Source organism: Thermofilum adornatum (assembly GCF_000446015.1).
Taxonomy (GTDB): Archaea; Thermoproteota; Thermoprotei; order Thermofilales; family Thermofilaceae; genus Thermofilum; species Thermofilum adornatum.
This window is the reverse complement of sequence record NC_022093.1, coordinates 446,105-462,005: the sequence shown is the minus strand read 5'-3', so window position 1 is coordinate 462,005 and position 15,901 is coordinate 446,105. Positions and strand designations below refer to the sequence as shown.

The 15,901-nt window shown below is 50.8% G+C and carries 17 protein-coding genes and 1 CRISPR repeat array; of the genes, 11 read left to right on the top strand and 6 right to left on the bottom strand.

The features are described 5' to 3' along the window. Positions 1–2: 2 nt before the first annotated feature. Positions 3–248: a hypothetical protein gene (locus N186_RS02535; protein WP_020962210.1), complete on the top strand. Its 246-nt coding sequence runs from the start codon at positions 3–5 to the stop codon at positions 246–248. A 62-nt stretch (positions 249–310) separates the two neighbouring features. Then, on the top strand, positions 311–568 hold the full coding sequence (locus tag N186_RS02530) for a 50S ribosomal protein L35ae (protein WP_187147047.1): 258 nt from the start codon (positions 311–313) through the stop codon (positions 566–568). Between the two features lie 109 nt (positions 569–677). Here N186_RS02530 and N186_RS09660 read toward each other — a convergent pair whose 3' ends face one another. Beyond that, entirely contained in the window at positions 678–827 is a 150-nt protein-coding gene (locus N186_RS09660; protein ID WP_020962208.1) for a hypothetical protein, read from the bottom strand. A 58-nt stretch (positions 828–885) separates the two neighbouring features. Between N186_RS09660 and thiI the strand changes: the two genes are divergently transcribed. Then, positions 886–2,349 (top strand): tRNA uracil 4-sulfurtransferase ThiI, encoded by a 1,464-nt coding sequence (gene thiI / locus N186_RS02525; RefSeq protein WP_020962207.1) that lies wholly within the window; start codon positions 886–888, stop codon positions 2,347–2,349. Here the strand turns inward: thiI and N186_RS02520 are convergent. Next, entirely contained in the window at positions 2,329–3,573 is a 1,245-nt protein-coding gene (locus N186_RS02520) for a M28 family metallopeptidase (protein ID WP_020962206.1), read from the bottom strand. The two genes, thiI and N186_RS02520, sit on opposite strands and share 21 nt — an antisense overlap. A 104-nt stretch (positions 3,574–3,677) precedes the next feature. Between N186_RS02520 and hypF the strand changes: the two genes are divergently transcribed. From hypF to N186_RS02490, 5 genes are all read left to right on the top strand, one after another. Next, on the top strand, positions 3,678–5,942 hold the full coding sequence (gene hypF / locus N186_RS02515; protein WP_052885631.1) for a carbamoyltransferase HypF: 2,265 nt from the start codon (positions 3,678–3,680) through the stop codon (positions 5,940–5,942). Between the two features lie 472 nt (positions 5,943–6,414). Further along, positions 6,415–6,763: direct repeats of the CRISPR family, unit length 25 nt; unit sequence GTATCAGAAACGAATGAATTGAAAG. Between the two features lie 121 nt (positions 6,764–6,884). After that, positions 6,885–7,772 (top strand): ribose-phosphate diphosphokinase, encoded by an 888-nt coding sequence (locus N186_RS02505; RefSeq protein WP_020962203.1) that lies wholly within the window; start codon positions 6,885–6,887, stop codon positions 7,770–7,772. Between the two features lie 52 nt (positions 7,773–7,824). After that, on the top strand, positions 7,825–9,030 hold the full coding sequence (locus N186_RS02500) for a M20 family metallopeptidase (RefSeq protein WP_020962202.1): 1,206 nt from the start codon (positions 7,825–7,827) through the stop codon (positions 9,028–9,030). A gap of 5 nt (positions 9,031–9,035) precedes the next feature. Next, a complete protein-coding gene (locus tag N186_RS02495; protein ID WP_020962201.1) occupies positions 9,036–9,290 on the top strand; it encodes a MoaD/ThiS family protein in 255 nt (84 codons plus the stop codon). Position 9,291: 1 nt separating this feature from the next. Continuing rightward, positions 9,292–9,753, top strand: coding sequence for a molybdenum cofactor biosynthesis protein MoaE (locus N186_RS02490; RefSeq protein ID WP_020962200.1), 462 nt, complete (start codon positions 9,292–9,294; stop codon positions 9,751–9,753). A 10-nt stretch (positions 9,754–9,763) separates the two neighbouring features. Here N186_RS02490 and moaC read toward each other — a convergent pair whose 3' ends face one another. Further along, the gene (moaC, locus tag N186_RS02485; protein ID WP_020962199.1) at positions 9,764–10,219 is read right to left on the bottom strand and encodes a cyclic pyranopterin monophosphate synthase MoaC; all 456 of its coding nucleotides are present in this window, start codon (positions 10,217–10,219) and stop codon (positions 9,764–9,766) included. A gap of 2 nt (positions 10,220–10,221) precedes the next feature. Then, positions 10,222–10,767 (bottom strand): MogA/MoaB family molybdenum cofactor biosynthesis protein, encoded by a 546-nt coding sequence (locus N186_RS02480; RefSeq protein ID WP_052885501.1) that lies wholly within the window; start codon positions 10,765–10,767, stop codon positions 10,222–10,224. 65 nt (positions 10,768–10,832) lie between these two features. Here N186_RS02480 and N186_RS02475 point away from each other — a divergent pair, with 65 nt between their 5' ends. Both N186_RS02475 and N186_RS02470 read left to right on the top strand, forming a co-directional pair. After that, positions 10,833–11,423 (top strand): hypothetical protein, encoded by a 591-nt coding sequence (locus tag N186_RS02475; protein ID WP_020962197.1) that lies wholly within the window; start codon positions 10,833–10,835, stop codon positions 11,421–11,423. Next, positions 11,371–11,904, top strand: coding sequence for a DUF1947 domain-containing protein (locus N186_RS02470; protein WP_020962196.1), 534 nt, complete (start codon positions 11,371–11,373; stop codon positions 11,902–11,904). Before N186_RS02475 ends, N186_RS02470 begins: the two co-directional genes overlap by 53 nt. Positions 11,905–11,907: 3 nt before the next feature. On the opposite strand, the gene N186_RS02465 is transcribed toward N186_RS02470, so the two are convergent. Both N186_RS02465 and psmB read right to left on the bottom strand, forming a co-directional pair. After that, entirely contained in the window at positions 11,908–13,857 is a 1,950-nt protein-coding gene (locus N186_RS02465; RefSeq protein ID WP_020962195.1) for a beta-CASP ribonuclease aCPSF1, read from the bottom strand. Positions 13,858–13,892: 35 nt separating this feature from the next. Next, positions 13,893–14,489 carry an archaeal proteasome endopeptidase complex subunit beta gene (psmB, locus tag N186_RS02460; protein ID WP_020962194.1) on the bottom strand — a complete coding sequence of 199 codons (597 nt, stop codon included), beginning with the start codon at positions 14,487–14,489 and terminating at the stop codon, positions 13,893–13,895. 115 nt (positions 14,490–14,604) lie between these two features. On the opposite strand from psmB, the gene N186_RS02455 reads away from it, so the two are divergent. Next, entirely contained in the window at positions 14,605–15,876 is a 1,272-nt protein-coding gene (locus N186_RS02455) for a translation initiation factor IF-2 subunit gamma (protein ID WP_020962193.1), read from the top strand. The last annotated feature ends 25 nt before the right edge of the window (positions 15,877–15,901 follow it).

Genomic DNA, 15,901 nt, shown 5'->3' with positions numbered 1-15,901 from the left:
ACATGTCAGACAGGCGAGACGCGAAGAAAATCATGGATGAATGCATCTCACAGTGCATGGACTTTGTAGACGATTGCCATGCAAAGTGTTCTGAGAACGCGTCGGAGTGCATGGAGGAGTGCTCCGAGTTTCCAGGGGCATACAGCGACCAGTGCGAAGAGATATGTAACGACAACAAGAACGCCTGCGACCATATATGTGACGAGTTTGCAGACAAGTGTACAGATATCTGCTCGAAGACACACTAGTCTCCCCGTTTTGGGGAAAAAGTTAAAAACGCTTTATCTTTATAATTTGCTGGGTGATGCGCTTGGAAGGGTACATTGTCTCTTTCAGGCGCGGACAGAAAAGGTACTATCCTAGGCAGGTATTAGTCGAGCTGAAGGGTGTAACATATAAGGACGCCCACAAAGTTATAGGGAGGAAGGTTGTCTGGATACATCCTGTCACTGGCGAGAAGTTTGTCGGCAGGATTGTGAAGATGCACGGGAGGAAGGGCAGGGCCATAGCCTATTTTGAGCGTCATCTGCCTGGGCAAGCTGTAGGAGGAAAAGTTCTTGTTTCCTAGAAAAGAATCAGAGTACTCAGTAGCGACGGCCATCGTCACTTGGTCGCGTTCGGGTTCATCTCGTCATTGCAAGTAATTATTTTTCATTGTGGCTTTAAGCTTATCGGGTCTACCCGGCCTTCACTATGATTTTCTTCATTTGTCTCCTCAGTCTCCAGTAGTGATACTCTATGGCGAAGACAATGAGAAGCGCTATGAATGCGACGGTTCCTATCACTAGGAGAATAAAGTCCATCGTCCCGAGGACAATTTCACTCATAATCATCTAGTCTAAAAACTGTAATATAAGCCAAGTGTTTATTTTAAGATGAGTGCTTATGGAGAACAAACTGCGCGACGTGCTGATAGTCAGGCTTGGAGAGGTAACTATAAAGGGGAAAAAGTCTAGGGACAGGTTCGAGAAGAAGCTTATCGAAAACATCAAGGAGGCCTTGAGGCTTAGCGGCCTGCAGGGCGAGGTCAAGAGAGAGTATGGACGAATATACGTATATTCTACCCAGGAGGCGATAAAGGTGCTACGCAGGGTCTTCGGGATCACGTCTATTTCAAGCGCCGTGGAGTTCGAGTTCGAAACCCTAGGAGAAATAGTTGAAGTAGCTTATCAACTGTTCTGTGACAAGGTGAAGGGAAAGACTTTTGCTGTTAAGGCGAGGAGAACGGGGACGCATAGCTTTACCTCTATGGACATAGCCAGGGAGGTTGGTGGACGGCTCTACCCATGCTCGAGGGGCGTAGACCTAGAGAATCCAGAGTTCACCGTGTATATCGAGGTCAGGGGGAACAAGGCTTATCTCTTCCAAGACGTGGTGAAGGCTTACGGAGGGCTCCCAGTGGGCGTGGAGGGGAGAGTTGTTGCCCTAGTCTCGGGGGGCTTCGACTCCATAGTCGCGGCATGGTACATGCTTAAAAGGGGGGCCGAGGTCCACTTTGTATTCTGTAACATGGCTGGCGAGCTAACAGAGAGACTAGTAGCATCGGTTGTAAAAATGCTTGTAGATAACTGGGGCTACGGCTACTCTCCCAAGCTGTATGTCGCGGACTTTAGGCCACTGGTAAAGGAACTTAGGAAAAAAGTGGATCCAGGCCTCTTGGGCGTCGTCCTGAAAAGGTACATGTATAGGACGGCTGAGCACGTAGCCCGGAAGATAAACGCCCTGGGCATAGTCACCGGCGAGAGCCTTGGGCAAGTCTCGTCCCAAACCCTGGAAAACCTCTACTCGTCCTCGACGGCCGTATCGTTGCCAGTGTATAGACCGCTCATAGGGATGGACAAGGAGGAAATAATCGCTAGGGCGAGAGAAATAGGCACATACGAGGCCAGCGCACGCGTCAAAGAGGTTTGCGGAGTATATTCGGTGCATCCGCGCACGAGAAGCAGGCTTGAGGAGGTTCTAAGAGAAGAAGATAAAATCGATAAGACAGTTTTCGAGGGTGTTGTTTCGAGTCTAAGGGAGATAGAACTCAGAACCCTGGGAATCCAGGCGGAGTCACTGGATGAGGTGGAGATAAGCACCATCGACCCAGACAGCATAGTTATTGATCTGCGTCCCCCAGAGAAGTACCGAGAAAGCCACGTGCCCGGAAGCATAAACATTGACTTCGCAGAGCTCCCAGTAGCCTTGGATAAGCTGGATCCAAACAAGAAATACATCTTTATATGCGACGAGGGCGGGCTCAGCCGTGAAGCGGCCTACACGTTGAGGAAGCTCGGCTACAAAGCCTGGAGCTTTAAAGGGGGCTACAGGGCGCTCTCCAGGAAGCTAGATGGGCTGTCTTCTTGAAAAGTACTCCTCTACTTTCTTCTTTATGTCTTCTGGGATCTCTCTTTCGAAGGGTATCTCCTCGGCGTTGAGGATTTCCTCGAGGAGGAGCAACGTAAAGTACCCGATCGTCTTAAAGGCGATTGGGTGTAGGTGCTCCGAGCTGTCTTTCACCGTGTGTATGTCCGCGCCCGAACCACTAGCCCTATAGAGGTTTACAGCTGGTATACCGTGTTTAACGAAGGACGAACCGTCGCTACTCATCACGTCTTCCGATATGCTCAGATTCACGCCTACACGTTTGGCCAGCGCCTCTACAAAGTACCTGAGGCTCTTTGCGCCACTTATGATTGCGGCTGACGAGCCAAAGATTCCTCCGTGCACGTCGAGGTTGACTACTGTCTTTATCTTTTTCTTCTCGTCGTCGCTAAGCGAGTTTACGTGGAAGAGTGAGCCGCGTAGTCCAAGCTCTTCTGCGCCGAAGAGTGCAAACCGGACGGTTCTCTTGGGCCTGGAGGCAGAGAGAGCCTTTGCAAGGGCCAAGACCATGGCGGTTCCGCCAGCGTTGTCGGTGGCGCCGGGGACCCCCTGTACACTGTCGTAGTGGGCCGTAACATATATGACCTCGTCTGGGTACTTGGATCCCTCTATTGTGGCAAAAATATTGTATGTCTCAGTGTCCCTATAGGTCTGTACAACTTTTAGTCTTGCCCTCTCGGCCGAGAGCAGTTCATATGCGTCTCTATACCTGACATAGACGCTGGGGAGAGAGCCCATTTTTTCCCTCCACTCGTATGGTATCGCTACCCGGCTGAGCTCCCTGTAGGGAGAACCCTCAACGATGACCAGCCCACTTGCTTTTCCTATTAGCTTTTTCCAGTACTCCCTGGAGGGCCTCTGCGACGCGAGGCCAATCCAGCCTGTAGCTTCTGGGAGAAGAATGTTGTCCGCGTTCTCGATGTATAATATGTCTCCCTCTACTCCCTCTATGGGCGTTTCACCGCTGAAGCCTAACACGCTGCACTCTATCTTCTTGTTATGGGGCTTGACTATCTCTAGCTCCGACTCTACAACGTCGTATGTCTTGACAGAAAATTTCTCGAGGGACGGGTTATAGCCGAGGCTTTCCAGTTCCCTCACTATGAGCTCCCTAGCCTGCCTCTCGCCCTCTGTACCCGTAAACCTGGGCTGTCTAGAAAGGGCCAGCGCTATGTTATATGCATATGTATAGTCGAATTTTTCCATAAAGAAAATTGGGCCAAAAACAAAGATATGTTTTTTGCAGAGTCATGCCCGGCTTTTCCAAGATCGAAAAACCTTTTTTGTTGCCCATGTGTAGGCTAAGCACAATGCAGGCTTTACGTGTAAGGGTTGCCGGGATTGTCCAAGGCGTGGGTTTCCGGCCCCACGTCTACAGGCTAGCTGTAAGACACGGCCTAAAGGGCTATGTCCTAAACCTGGGCGGGAGCGAGGTAGAGATATGGGTAGAGGGAGACCCTAAACAGATAGAAGACTTCCTATACGACCTGAAGAACAAGACGCCCCGCTCGGCAGAGATAGAAGAGATCCACATTCAAGCCGAAGCCCCAAAAGGCTACAAGGACTTCATCATACTCAAAAGCGGCACAACAATCACGAAGCTTTCAATGATCCCGCCAGACTTCGGAATATGTGAAGAATGCTTGAGAGAAGTCCTCGACCCGTCCTCCAGGTGGTACAGGTACCCATTCCATAGCTGTGCATGGTGTGGACCCAGATTCACAGTGATCGAGAAGATCCCCTACGACCGAGAAAACACCTCGATGAGAGACTTCCCACTCTGCGAAGAGTGCCAAAAAGAATACAGAGACCCCAACAATCTGCGTAGGTTCCACATACAGGGAATATCGTGCCCCAAGTGCGGCCCCAAGGTTTTCCTAGTCGACCCCACTGGAAAACAGCTAGAAGCCGAAGACCCGATACGTGAAGCGGCAAGGCTAATAAACGAGGGCTACATCGTAGCTGTAAAGGGGATAGGCGGCTTCCACCTGGCCTGCCTAGCCACAGAAGACAGCGTACTAGAGAAGCTACGCAGACACAAAAAGCGCCCGACAAAGCCCTTTGCATTGATGGCCCTAAGCCTAGAAGTCGCCGAGAAAATAGCGGAAGTAGACGACAGTGCACGAGAACTCCTGACAAGCCCAGCCAGGCCCATCGTGATACTCCCAAGAAAGCCCGGGGCGGTTTCCGAGCTTGTAGCCCCAAACCTAAAGACCGTCGGGGTCATGCTTCCCTACACTGCCCTACACTATCTCCTCCTCATGGATACAAGAGACAAGTTCCTAGTCATGACCAGCGGAAACGAGAGCGGAGAACCCATAATCAAGGACAACGACGAGGCGCTAAGAAAGCTCGGAAAGGTGGCAGACTATTTCCTGATGCATAACAGGAGGATAGTCAACAGGGCAGACGACAGCGTAGTCAGATTTACAGACGGCGAGCCAGTAATGATAAGGAGAAGCCGTGGATACGCGCCTCGCTGGATCATTCTTCCAAGAAGCATCAAGAGCCCCGCCATAGCTACTGGCGCATTCCTAATGAATACAGGCAGCGTAGCCGTAGAAAAATACGTTATCCCCACACAGCACATAGGAGACCTCGAAAACCTGGAGACCCTCGAGTTCCTGAGGGAAGCCTTGAGCTTCCTCATCAAGACATACGGCATAAAAGAGTGCGACGCCATAGTCGTGACAGACAAACACCCAGCCTACCCCTCGAGGCTCGTAGCCGAAGAAATAGCGTCAAAATGCTCCAACAACCTGGTCGAAGTCCAGCACCACGTGGCCCACGTCTCGGCGGTCATGCTTGAAACAGCCTCCACAGAGGAGTACGGCATCGCAATAGACGGCGTCGGGTACGGAGACGACGGCCAGATATGGGGAGGAGAAGTACTATACGTCGGCCAGGGATACGAAAGGCTCGGACACCTAGACTACCTACCAATGCCCGGAGGAGACATGGCTACAGTCTACCCAGCAAGGATACTCATTGGAACCCTAACACGGGCACTTGGAGAAGAAGAAGCACTAAAAATATTCCAGTCCAACGGGCTACAAAGATACCTCCCAGGAGGGCTAAGCGAGGCCCGGCTCGCCGCCAGGCAGACAAGCGGCTCGCCAATGTCAAGCAGTGCGGGTCGCTTCCTCGACGCAGTCTCAACAGCGCTAGGCGTATCCTGGAAAAGAAACTACGAGGGGGAGCCAGCAATAACACTAGAAGAATACAGCTATGGGGGAAACATCATATCAGACAGCCTCCTAGATGCCGAGGGAGACACAGTCAAGACATACGATTTCCTCCTGAAACTGCTACAAGGCGAGCTCAGACACAGCCCACGTGACCTGGCCTACACAGTCCAGTTCCTCCTCGGAAAACGACTAGCAGAAATTGCCCGCGAAAAAGGCGCCAAGAAAATACTCGTGTCCGGAGGCGCCGCAGTCAACACCCCAATAGTTAAGGGCATAAGAGCCATCTTTGGCAAGGAAAACACCATTCTCCCCAAAAAGCTGCCTCCCGGAGACAACTCCATATCCGCCGGACAAATCTACTACGCCTACCTTCAGGGCTACATCTAACCACACATAGAGCTTTGCATAGATGCGGCTCAGAAAGAATTAATGCACCTCTACGTTCCTCCACGTACCCGCTACCCGACAATAAGCCTACACCACACAAAGCTGTACATCCATAACGACCACACAAGCGTTTCGGAAAACCAGGAAAAACCCCTCGCTCCAAAATTAAAAATATACGAAAGTGAAAAACAGAGATTTCTCCATTGTGATACGGGTTGGGAGGAAATGGTTCCCCTGGAAATCTCTGTAGAAACGTTTTCCACGGGAAACTTTAACGCTTTACGGGAAGAAGCCTTTTTGTAAAATACACTCTTCCCTAGACCCTCTTCCCGTTCCATATCATTTACATGCAACAACGAGGAAAAATAAAACAAAATTAATGTACTTAACGAGAAACACTTACACAAAAACACTTTCACCCAACACCAAAACAAATAAATAACACCCCAACAAAATAAACCCCAAGGAAACAGTATCAAAAAAGAATGAATTGAAAGTGTCCTTGATTTGTTCCCTTATTTCGTGTTTTATTTGTATCAAAAAAGAATGAATTGAAAGGTCCTCGTACCAAACCGTGAGCTTCATTCGTCCACCACCCTGTATCAGAAACGAATGAATTGAAAGAGCTCAGGGATGTCGTGAACCTCACTGAGCTCGAAGTAGTGTATCAGAAACGAATGAATTGAAAGGGGGACCTTCTCGGTCGATAATACAGATACAGAGAGTCTAAGTATCAGAAACGAATGAATTGAAAGCTTTTAATCTGTCCAAGCAATGCTAAAATCTTTCGAGTTTTGTATCAGAAACGAATGAATTGAAAGGTCAACTTTGCTGGCGGCTGATATGTCTTTTTTGCTGTGCATGCATTTTTTCATGGTACTTTCGGGTTTTCCATTTTTTTCTCATGCAAAGATTTTTATTTCTGCGTAGGTATTTCTCGGGATGACGGTATATTCTCTGGAAGCATCGAACGGGATTGCTGCCCAGGTGGCTAGACATCTTGGAGATGAACTCGTGTTCTTGGAGAAGAAGACTTTTCCCGACGGCGAGGTCTATGTGAGGGTTCCCTCGAAGCCTAGGGGCGTAGCCATACTTGTCTCATCAATGTATCCTAGCCAAGAGAAAAGGTTCTTAGAGCTGTTATTCTCGGTGGAGGCCCTCTCTGCATACGCGGAGGGCAGTATAATTGCTGTTGTGCCGTATCTGGCATTCGCTAGGCAGGATAAGCGTTTCCTGGAAGGGGAGCCGATAAGTGTCAAGGCTGTCTTGAAGTCGCTGGAGGCTCTCGGGCTGTCCGGCCTTGTCACTGTCGACCTCCACCAGCCCCGTGTGCTAGGCGAATACCTCAGCGTCCCGTCTATAAACGTCTTGCCAGCCGAAGAGATTGCAGGCTACTTCAAGGGGAAAGTCTCTAATCCACTTGTCTTGGCCCCGGACATGGGCGCATTGGAGCGTGCAAAGAGTGTTGCAGAGCACCTGGGCGCGGAGTTCGACTACCTAGTGAAGGAGAGGGACAGAGTCACAGGCGAAGTGAAGATTTATCCGAAGAGCCTAGAGGTAGCTGGCAAGGACGTAATCATTGTTGACGACATTATAAGTACGGGTGGAACCATGGCCTTGGCCGCGAAAAACGTGCTGGGCTCGGGAGCAAAAAGCGTGAAGGCCGTCTGCACCCACGCGGTCATGGTTCAGGGGGCGCTCGACAAGCTGTACTACGCGGGCATAGAGGAAGTGGTAGCCACAGACACTGTTCCATCGCCCGTCTCGAAGGTCTCTGTCGCGCCTTCCGTGGCGAGGGGCCTCAAGGAACTGCTTGAACAGATGGTGTAGCACCTAAAATAACCTTTAAATTCAAGATAAAACATAGTTAGGTTGACTGTTTATGCCTTTAGACATTGTCCAGGCGCTAAGTGAGCTTGTAAAAATCCCCTCAGAGGTCTACTACGTAGAGAACAAGTTGGTCAGGAAGCATTACCGCGAGGCCGCGGACGCTGTTGCCCGCATAGCCGAGTCGAACGGTTTAAAGGTTGAGAGAATAGACCTGGAGGGAGGAGAAATACCAACACTGATAATTACCCTCCCTAATCCTCCAAAGAGCAAGCCCTCTGTAGCCTTTGTTTCCCACTACGACGTTGTGCCGGCAAAGGGGCCCTGGAAGATAGACGGCGAAGAGATCGACCCATACACGCCCATAGTCAGAGATGGAAAGCTGTACGGCCGGGGCGCGGCAGACGACAAGTCCGGCATCGTCGCGTCGATCGCTGGGCTTGTGGATCTAAAAGAGTCGGGCGCGGAGCTCGCATACAACCCCGTAGTCATCGTTACGGGCGACGAGGAGGTTGGAGGGACAGGTATCAGGAGGCTCCTCGAGAGTGGTGCTAGATGGGATCACGTGGTCATAGTGGATTCGGGCTCAGAGTACGTCTCTGTAGGCGCGTCCGGCGTCGTGGAGGGATGGATAAAGGTCAAAGGAAGGTCTGGACACGCGGGCTACCCGCACACAGCGAGCAACGCGGCCGAGAACCTGGTAAGGGTACTCGGAGACCTCATGGAGTTCAAGGCTGTCCGCGGCTCGAAGATTTCTAGGTTTCCGTCTCCTCCTGGAAGCCCAGTGCCGTATGTCTGGGGGAGGTTCACAATTAATATTGTGAAGCTTCCGCCCTCTGAGCCAGAGAAGCACAACCGTATACCGGGAGAGGCGTGGGCCGGCTTCGACATGAGGCTTTTGCCGGAGGAGGACCTGGAAGAGGCTATACGCGGGCTCCTCAGCACGATTTCCTCTATAGCCATGAAGCATGGAGTAACACTTGAGACAACGATCCTCGGGAAACAAAAAGGCTGGTACTCGAAAAACCAGGCCTTCGTGCAGAAAGTCGTCACTGCGGCCAGCAAGGCTAGAGGAGGCAATATCGGGATAGCGGCAGAGCTGGGCGGAAACGACGGCTCCTTCTTCGACGAGTACGGAATGGACGTGATTGCTTTTGGAACAATACGTGAAGGGACAAACATCCACAGTGAGGGCGAATTCGTGTATCTAGAAGACATAGAGTTCTTCCGAAAGTTCATGGTGGAATTCCTAAAGGCGTAGCCCAGATGCCCCTGAAGCTATACGTAAAATATGTCTCGGTCGTCAGGGACCAAGTAGGCAAGGACCAAGAAGTGATTGTCCTAGATAAAGAGAAGGCTACACTCAGAGAGCTTCTACAGCTCCTGTACGAGAAGTATCGCATGGAAGAATCCCCCGTCGAAGAGCTCCTGGTGCTCGTAAACGGTAAACGCCTAGACCCCGACGAGTACCTTCCAGACGAAAGCCAAATAATTATAGCGCCCCCAGTATCTGGTGGATAAAATGGCACAGAAAGGCTTCATTCGGGTGGGGTTCGTCGAAAAAATTGAGCCAGCCCAGCTACTCGGCGATTTTCTAGGTTCACTGGGCAGAGAGGCTGGAGCAGTAACGATATTTACAGGGCGCATCAAGGGCAATATGGAGGGTAAAAAGGTCAACAGCCTTGTATATGAAGCCGCCGAGCCATACTCCACTCAGAGCCTAGAAAAAATAGCCCGCGAGGAGCTCGAAAAGAACGGCCTCCTCGGGATAATGATTTACCACAAGAAGGGCGAAGCGTTCCCAGGCGAGCCCGTTCTCTTTATAGCTGTAGCCTCTGTGTCGAGAAAAGAAGCCGTGAATGGGCTATACACGGTGCTTGAACGGGTTAAGCATGAGGCATACGTCTGGAAGCTCGAAAAGAGGGAGGACGGCGACTACTGGATAATTGGGGACTCGAAAAGGGTTCCCAGGAAAGAAAGATAGCTAAATTTTGTTACTCCTTTTTCTTTACCTTTTCAATTACTCTTATCGACCTTATTTCTGTCTGCGGGTATTGGCCGCGCTCATCCTTTTCGAGGGCTTTAACCATGTCCCAAATCGTGAGAAGGGCCACGCTGACACCCGTAAGGGCCTCCATCTCTACGCCTGTCCTGGCAGTTGTCTTCACGTTCACAGTGACCTTTGCCTCTTCGTCAAGCAACTCCACGTCAACCTGTACAGATGTTATTGGAATAGGGTGACATAGGGGTATAATTTCCCACGTACGTTTAACGGCAAGAATAGCCGCGGTCTTAGCCACGGAGACAACGTCGCCCTTTGGGACCTCGCCCCCTCTAATCTTCTCGATTGTCTCCCTGCGTAGCTTTATAGCTCCAACAGCCGTAGCCTCACGGTAGACCTCCTCTTTCCCAGTTATATCGACCATTCTCACTTTCCCGGCTTCAGACATAGCTACTTACCCCTAGCCAGCGACAGGATATGCCCGCTTTCGGGCAATATAAGTTTCTCCAATGCAAGTTTCACTGCGTTCGGCGAGCCAGGCAAGAGGAACACGAGCTTGCCAGAAAAGATGCCGGCAACACTGTTTGTTAGGAAGGCTGGAGGCCCTATCTCGTTGTAGCTAAGATATCTAAAGACGTCCCCAAAACCAGTCAGGGTTTTCTCGAGGACTTGTCCAAGCGTCTGGATCGTTACATCGCTGGGCGCGGGCCCCGTCCCGCCACTAAACACAATCACGTCTATATCCTCCCTGACTGCAAGCTCCAGGAATGCTTCAAGCAAGAGCCGCGGGTTGTCGGGAATCAAAACGTATTCTACAAGCGTGTCGCCGTTTGCCTCTATGAGCTTTTTAGCTACTTCTATGGACTCGTCGGGTATGGTTTTTTCTCCAAGCTTTGCCTCGAAGCGCGACGTGCTGACCGTGACAAAAGCATACCTGAGGTTTTTCAGGGCCTTGGCTTTGTGCTCATGCATCCCAGAATGGGTATGGTGCGGCATCGATTATTCACCAGTCTTAACTATGCGGCAAGAACTTTTATATTGTACGATGGTCAAAATAACGCGTGGAAGAACGGAAAACACAGCAAGAGCCACAGAAGATTATCGGCGAAGGCCGGCTGTCAGGCGACAAAGTAATAGTTACAGACAGCGATGCCGTTTCGAAGCTTGCCGAGAAGGGCTACGGTTTCCAGACGACGTCCGGGCTAGAACTTTCACTTGTTGAAGCCGCATACCTCCTCCACAGGGGCCTACTCAAAGTGAAAAACGAGAAGGGGGAAGAAGTCCAGTTCAGCGAACTTGTAAAGCTAGCGGCCCAGGGCGACCCCGACTTCTGGCTGAAGCTGAACGTGTATGCAGACCTGAGGAATAGGTCATTTATAGTCCGGCAGGGGGTAAACCCACGCGAGTTTCTCCTCGACTGGAAAAAGAAGAACAAGGTGCACCGCTTACTCATAAGGATCGTAGTGGAGGGCACAAAGATGGGGTTCGAAGAGTTTGAAGACATGTTTAGAAGGGCCCTAGAAAGCGACAGGGAGCTCGTCGTGGCAGTAGTAGATAAAGAGGGCGTCGTAACCTATTATACTGTTGAGGGTGGAAGCTATGAGCAAGTCTCCAAAGGAACTGAAGATAGTTTCGAGGTACCTTCTGAGTAAGAAGGACAGGAAGAAGCTAGAGGAAGAAGCAGAGAAGGAGCTTGGAAAAGACTACGTCGCTAAGATACAGGAAGCAGAACGCGTAGAAATAGCCATAGTCAAACATCCAGAGCTCAGCGAGCTCTACTTTCTAGACAACACCCTGGCATTTGTCAGGGTAACAGGGGACGGATTCATACCCTCTCTATACTATATCTACAAGGCTAATCTATCCCCAAGCTACCCCTCCGTATACGTTGATGCCGGCGCCGTGCCAAAAATCCTAAACGGTGCAGACGTAATGGTTCCAGGAATAAAAAAGATAGAGGGAGAATTCGGGCCCAACACAAGGGTCCTCGTAAAGGAACTAGACAAGGCCAGGACAATAGCTATAGGCTTATCCCTGATGAGTTCACAAGAAATCAAGACCAGCCAAAAAGGAAAAGCCATAAAAACGCTCCACTATCTAGGAGACGAGGTCTGGAACCTCTCAACAAAGTAGCCCCTATACGAGGCGTATACTCTCGGCGTTCTGCGGGGCCCTCACTTCGAAGCTTAGGCCAGACTTCTTCTTGAACCACTCGCTGCCAAGGTAACGCATAAACTCGTCTATCTTGCTTGTCTCGCCATGGTTGAGGATAACCGTTTTAGGTGTAGGCTCCATTCTACGTATAAAAGCCTCTAGCTGCCTCCTGTCGCTGTGCCCAGAAAAGCCCTCAACCCTGTATACCTGCATTTTTAGATCCTTTGTTATGGCTTTCCCAGAGGGGTCTGAGAACGTTATCTTCCTGAGGCCTCCAAGAATCTTTCGGCCAAGCGTGCCCTCAACCTGGTAGCTTACGAAGACAAGACTACTGTTCTCGTCGTCTGCAAGCATCCTTAGATAGTCCAACACGGGGCCGCCCGTAAGCATGCCGGATGTAGCGAGAATTATTGCCGGCCTCTTTTCTATCACGTCTTCGCGGGCCTCGCCACGTATAACGTGGATATTCTCAGAAGTGAACGGGTTTTCATCGTTATAGATCATGCCCCTGATTGTTGCCGAGAGGTATTCTGGGAAAGTCATGTGTACAGCTGAAACCTCGTCAATCATGCCCTCGATAAATATGGGTAGCTGTGGTATGGCCTGCTTCTTCATCAGGTCAAGCAAGGCCAGCAGAACCTCCTGGGCCCTGCCCACTGCGAGGACAGGTATAAGTACTATGCCGTTTCGCTGTGCAGTCTCCAGGACTATTTTCCCGAGCTCCAGCTTCGCGTCATCCTCGCTTGGCAAAACATCTGTCTTGGAGCCGTAGGTGCTCTCAATAATCAAGACCTCTGCCCTCGGGAACTTGTTGTATGCAGGGTCGAGAAGCATTGTCCTCGCATACTTCACGTCGCCAGTATATACTATATTTATCAGGCCGTCGCCTATATGTAGATGGATCATAGCTGATCCCAAGATGTGTCCAGCCCTGTAAAACGTCAGCCTAATCTCCGGTGCAATGTCGGTAACTTCTCCATATGTCATCGTGTACGTGTTGAGAATAAACGAGTTCACGTCACGCATAGAGTATAGCGGGTCTTTGCCTTCACGTTCAGACACCTTTACGTAGTCCTCCAAGAGGAGCTTCGCCAAGTGGAGGGTTGGCTCGGTCATGTATACGGGCCCCTTGTAGCCGTGCTTGAACAACACGGGCAGGGCGCCTATATGGTCGAGGTGCGCATGGGTAATAACGACCGCGTCCAGGTCGTCCACGTCGAACTCTGGCAAATCGAACAATGGTAGCTCGTCACCATTGCCCGTAGGCTTTAACCCAGCGTCCATGAGGATGTTTGCCTCCGGCGTCTGTACCAGGATGGCGCTCCTGCCGACCTCCCTTGCCGCGCCGAGCGAGACTATCCTGACCATCTGTGTCGGGAAAATAGGCTTCCTATAGACCTTGTAGCCAAGCTTCTTCAGGAAATCTATTCTCTCTTGCTTCGACGCCCTGTACAGGTCCCTGATCTCCTTCACGGTTCTCGAGTGGACCGGGGGCCTCCTCAATACACGTGGGGTCCAAAGCGTCTCGAAGAATATGGCGTTTAGTGCGTCCTGTGTAACTTTCTCCGGAAAGAGTACCTCTATTTCGACCTCGCCTGTGATATCGTTGAAGTAGACGTTTTTTAGCCCGGCCTCTGCTGGTATGAGCTTCTCGATTACTTCCTCTGTCTCTTTTTCGCTTTTTCTCTTTTCTGGGTCGCCCCGAATAATGACCCTCTTCTTAATTGTCTTGGCAATCTTCTTTACAAGCTCGCCGTCGTTTTCCAAGAACACTTGTGGGCGCCTCGTGTATATGGCTACCTTTGGCCCCTCAAAGTCTACCTTTGTTATCTCTGTATCCCTGGGCACCGTGCTGAATATTGCCTCACGGATTTCCCTGGCAACTGCAACTATTGATTCCAAGAATTTCACCTGGAAAAGGCTCTTAGCCAAATTGCTAGTGAAAAATCAAATATATAAACCCTAGCCTAGCGCCTTATCAGCTTTACTCCCTCCCTTGTAACTGTAGCCACGTCTACGCCCTCGCCGCTCCCGGGATCCCTTGCCAGGGCAACATTAACCGCCTTGACAGCGAGGTTAACGGCTTCCTCGAGCGTCATGTCTTCCCTGTATTCGTGCTCCAGCATCGAGACAGCGTAGGGAGACCCCGAGCCTGTAGCGGTGTATTTCTCCTGCGTAACCGTGCCGAGCCAGTCCACCGAGTAGAGGGATGGCCCGTCGCCGTCCAGCCCGCCTATAAGCATCTGGACGAGCAGTATTGGTCTATAATTGAATAGGATAAGCGACGTCAAGGTGGCTAGGCTCTTGACAGGTATAGGTGTCCCAACAGTCGTCTTGTAGTATCCAGCCTCAACCTTGAGCCTATCGATAAGCATTTGTGCGTCTCCAACAGTCCCAGCTATAGTCGCCGCTACATGTGAATCTATCTCGACTATTTTCCATACCTGCTTGTTGGCAATATAGCTCCCAGCCGTTGCCCTCCTATCAGCAGCAAGAACCACAAAGTCCTTACCCACTATTCCGACAGTAGTTGTGCCCTTCAGGAAGTTCTTTTCAATAGCCATACCTAACCCTAACCATCATGAACGCGATACATATAAATTAATATCTCTGCGGAGCTCCGGCTACACGTTCCCATCTGCTACAGGTTTAAATAGAGGACAATAATTTTTCCCCCATATGAGTGATGATGAATTTGCAGAAGCCATTAAAAAACAGCCACTAGTCAATATAGGTACCGCGGGACACGTCGACCATGGCAAGACAACGCTGGTCCAGGCGCTTACGGGTATATGGGCCTCGAGGCACAGCGAAGAGATAAAGAGAGGCATAACCCTAAAGATTGGCTACGCTGATGCCGAGATATACAGGTGCCCAAAGTGTCCCCCGCCGCAGGCCTACTATACTAGTGCCACGATGCCTAAGGACGGGAAGTGCAAGTATTGTGGAACTCCCCTAGAATTCGTTAGGAAAGTCTCGTTCGTCGACGTGCCGGGACACGAAATGCTCATGTCAATCATGCTTGCAGGCACAGCCCTCATGGATGGCGCACTCCTGGTCATCGACGCTACTAAGGAGTGTCCCCAGCCCCAGACCCGGGAACACTTGACGGCTCTCTCAATAATCGGCGTGAAAAACATAGTTATCGTCCAAAACAAGATAGACGTTGTCTCGAAGGAGCGTGCAAAGGAAAACTACGAAGAAATAAAGAGGTTTGTCGAGGGAACAGTAGCAGAAAATGCTCCAATTATACCTGTGTCAGCTCTACACAAGGTCAACATAGACGCGCTGATATGGGCCCTCGAGAAGTACATTCCTACCCCCAAGAGAGACACATCCAAGCCCCCCAGAATGTACGTGATAAGGTCATTTGACGTCAACAAGCCTGGCACCAGCGTCAAGGACATGGTTGGGGGAGTTCTGGGTGGAACAGTTGTCCAGGGCAAGTTCGAGCTTGGACACGAGATAGAGATAAGGCCTGGAATCAAGCTAAAGAAGGACGGCCAAGAGGTCTACGAGCCAGTCTACACCACTATAACCTCGCTAAAGACGGGGAACCAGCCGCTTGAAAAAGCCTACCCAGGAGGCCTAATAGCAGTGGGAACAACACTTGACCCAAGCCTCACAAAGGCAGACGCGCTGATTGGGAACGTTGTAGGCTACCCGGGCACTCTGCCACCGGCTCTCTACGACGTAGAGATAGATACATATCTTTTAGAGAGAGTCGTGGGAATTGATCAGCCCCTCAAGGTCGAACCAATCAAGGCGGGCGAAATACTGCTGATAAACATCGGCACCTCCCTGTCCATCGGGCAAGCGACAAGCACCAGAGACAACGTGGTACACTTGAAGCTCCGCATCCCAGTAGTGGCGGAAAAGGGCGACAGGGTCGCCATCTCTAGGCAGATCGCCGGCAAATGGAGGCTTATAGGCTACGGCTACGTAAAGTAATTCCCCCTTTCCATGTAGAAGCAGG

What these genes read in the sequence shown, in the direction of transcription:
- N186_RS02535 (WP_020962210.1), top strand. Translation starts at nt 3, where the DNA reads ATGTCAGACAGGCGAGACGCGAAGAAAATCATGGATGAATGCATCTCA.
- N186_RS09660 (WP_020962208.1), bottom strand. Translation starts at nt 827, where the DNA reads ATGAGTGAAATTGTCCTCGGGACGATGGACTTTATTCTCCTAGTGATA.
- thiI (WP_020962207.1), top strand. Translation starts at nt 886, where the DNA reads ATGGAGAACAAACTGCGCGACGTGCTGATAGTCAGGCTTGGAGAGGTA.
- N186_RS02520 (WP_020962206.1), bottom strand. Translation starts at nt 3,573, where the DNA reads ATGGAAAAATTCGACTATACATATGCATATAACATAGCGCTGGCCCTT.
- hypF (WP_052885631.1), top strand. Translation starts at nt 3,678, where the DNA reads ATGCAGGCTTTACGTGTAAGGGTTGCCGGGATTGTCCAAGGCGTGGGT.
- N186_RS02505 (WP_020962203.1), top strand. Translation starts at nt 6,885, where the DNA reads ATGACGGTATATTCTCTGGAAGCATCGAACGGGATTGCTGCCCAGGTG.
- N186_RS02500 (WP_020962202.1), top strand. Translation starts at nt 7,825, where the DNA reads ATGCCTTTAGACATTGTCCAGGCGCTAAGTGAGCTTGTAAAAATCCCC.
- N186_RS02495 (WP_020962201.1), top strand. Translation starts at nt 9,036, where the DNA reads ATGCCCCTGAAGCTATACGTAAAATATGTCTCGGTCGTCAGGGACCAA.
- N186_RS02490 (WP_020962200.1), top strand. Translation starts at nt 9,292, where the DNA reads ATGGCACAGAAAGGCTTCATTCGGGTGGGGTTCGTCGAAAAAATTGAG.
- moaC (WP_020962199.1), bottom strand. Translation starts at nt 10,219, where the DNA reads ATGTCTGAAGCCGGGAAAGTGAGAATGGTCGATATAACTGGGAAAGAG.
- N186_RS02480 (WP_052885501.1), bottom strand. Translation starts at nt 10,767, where the DNA reads ATGCCGCACCATACCCATTCTGGGATGCATGAGCACAAAGCCAAGGCC.
- N186_RS02470 (WP_020962196.1), top strand. Translation starts at nt 11,371, where the DNA reads ATGAGCAAGTCTCCAAAGGAACTGAAGATAGTTTCGAGGTACCTTCTG.
- psmB (WP_020962194.1), bottom strand. Translation starts at nt 14,489, where the DNA reads ATGGCTATTGAAAAGAACTTCCTGAAGGGCACAACTACTGTCGGAATA.
- N186_RS02455 (WP_020962193.1), top strand. Translation starts at nt 14,605, where the DNA reads ATGAGTGATGATGAATTTGCAGAAGCCATTAAAAAACAGCCACTAGTC.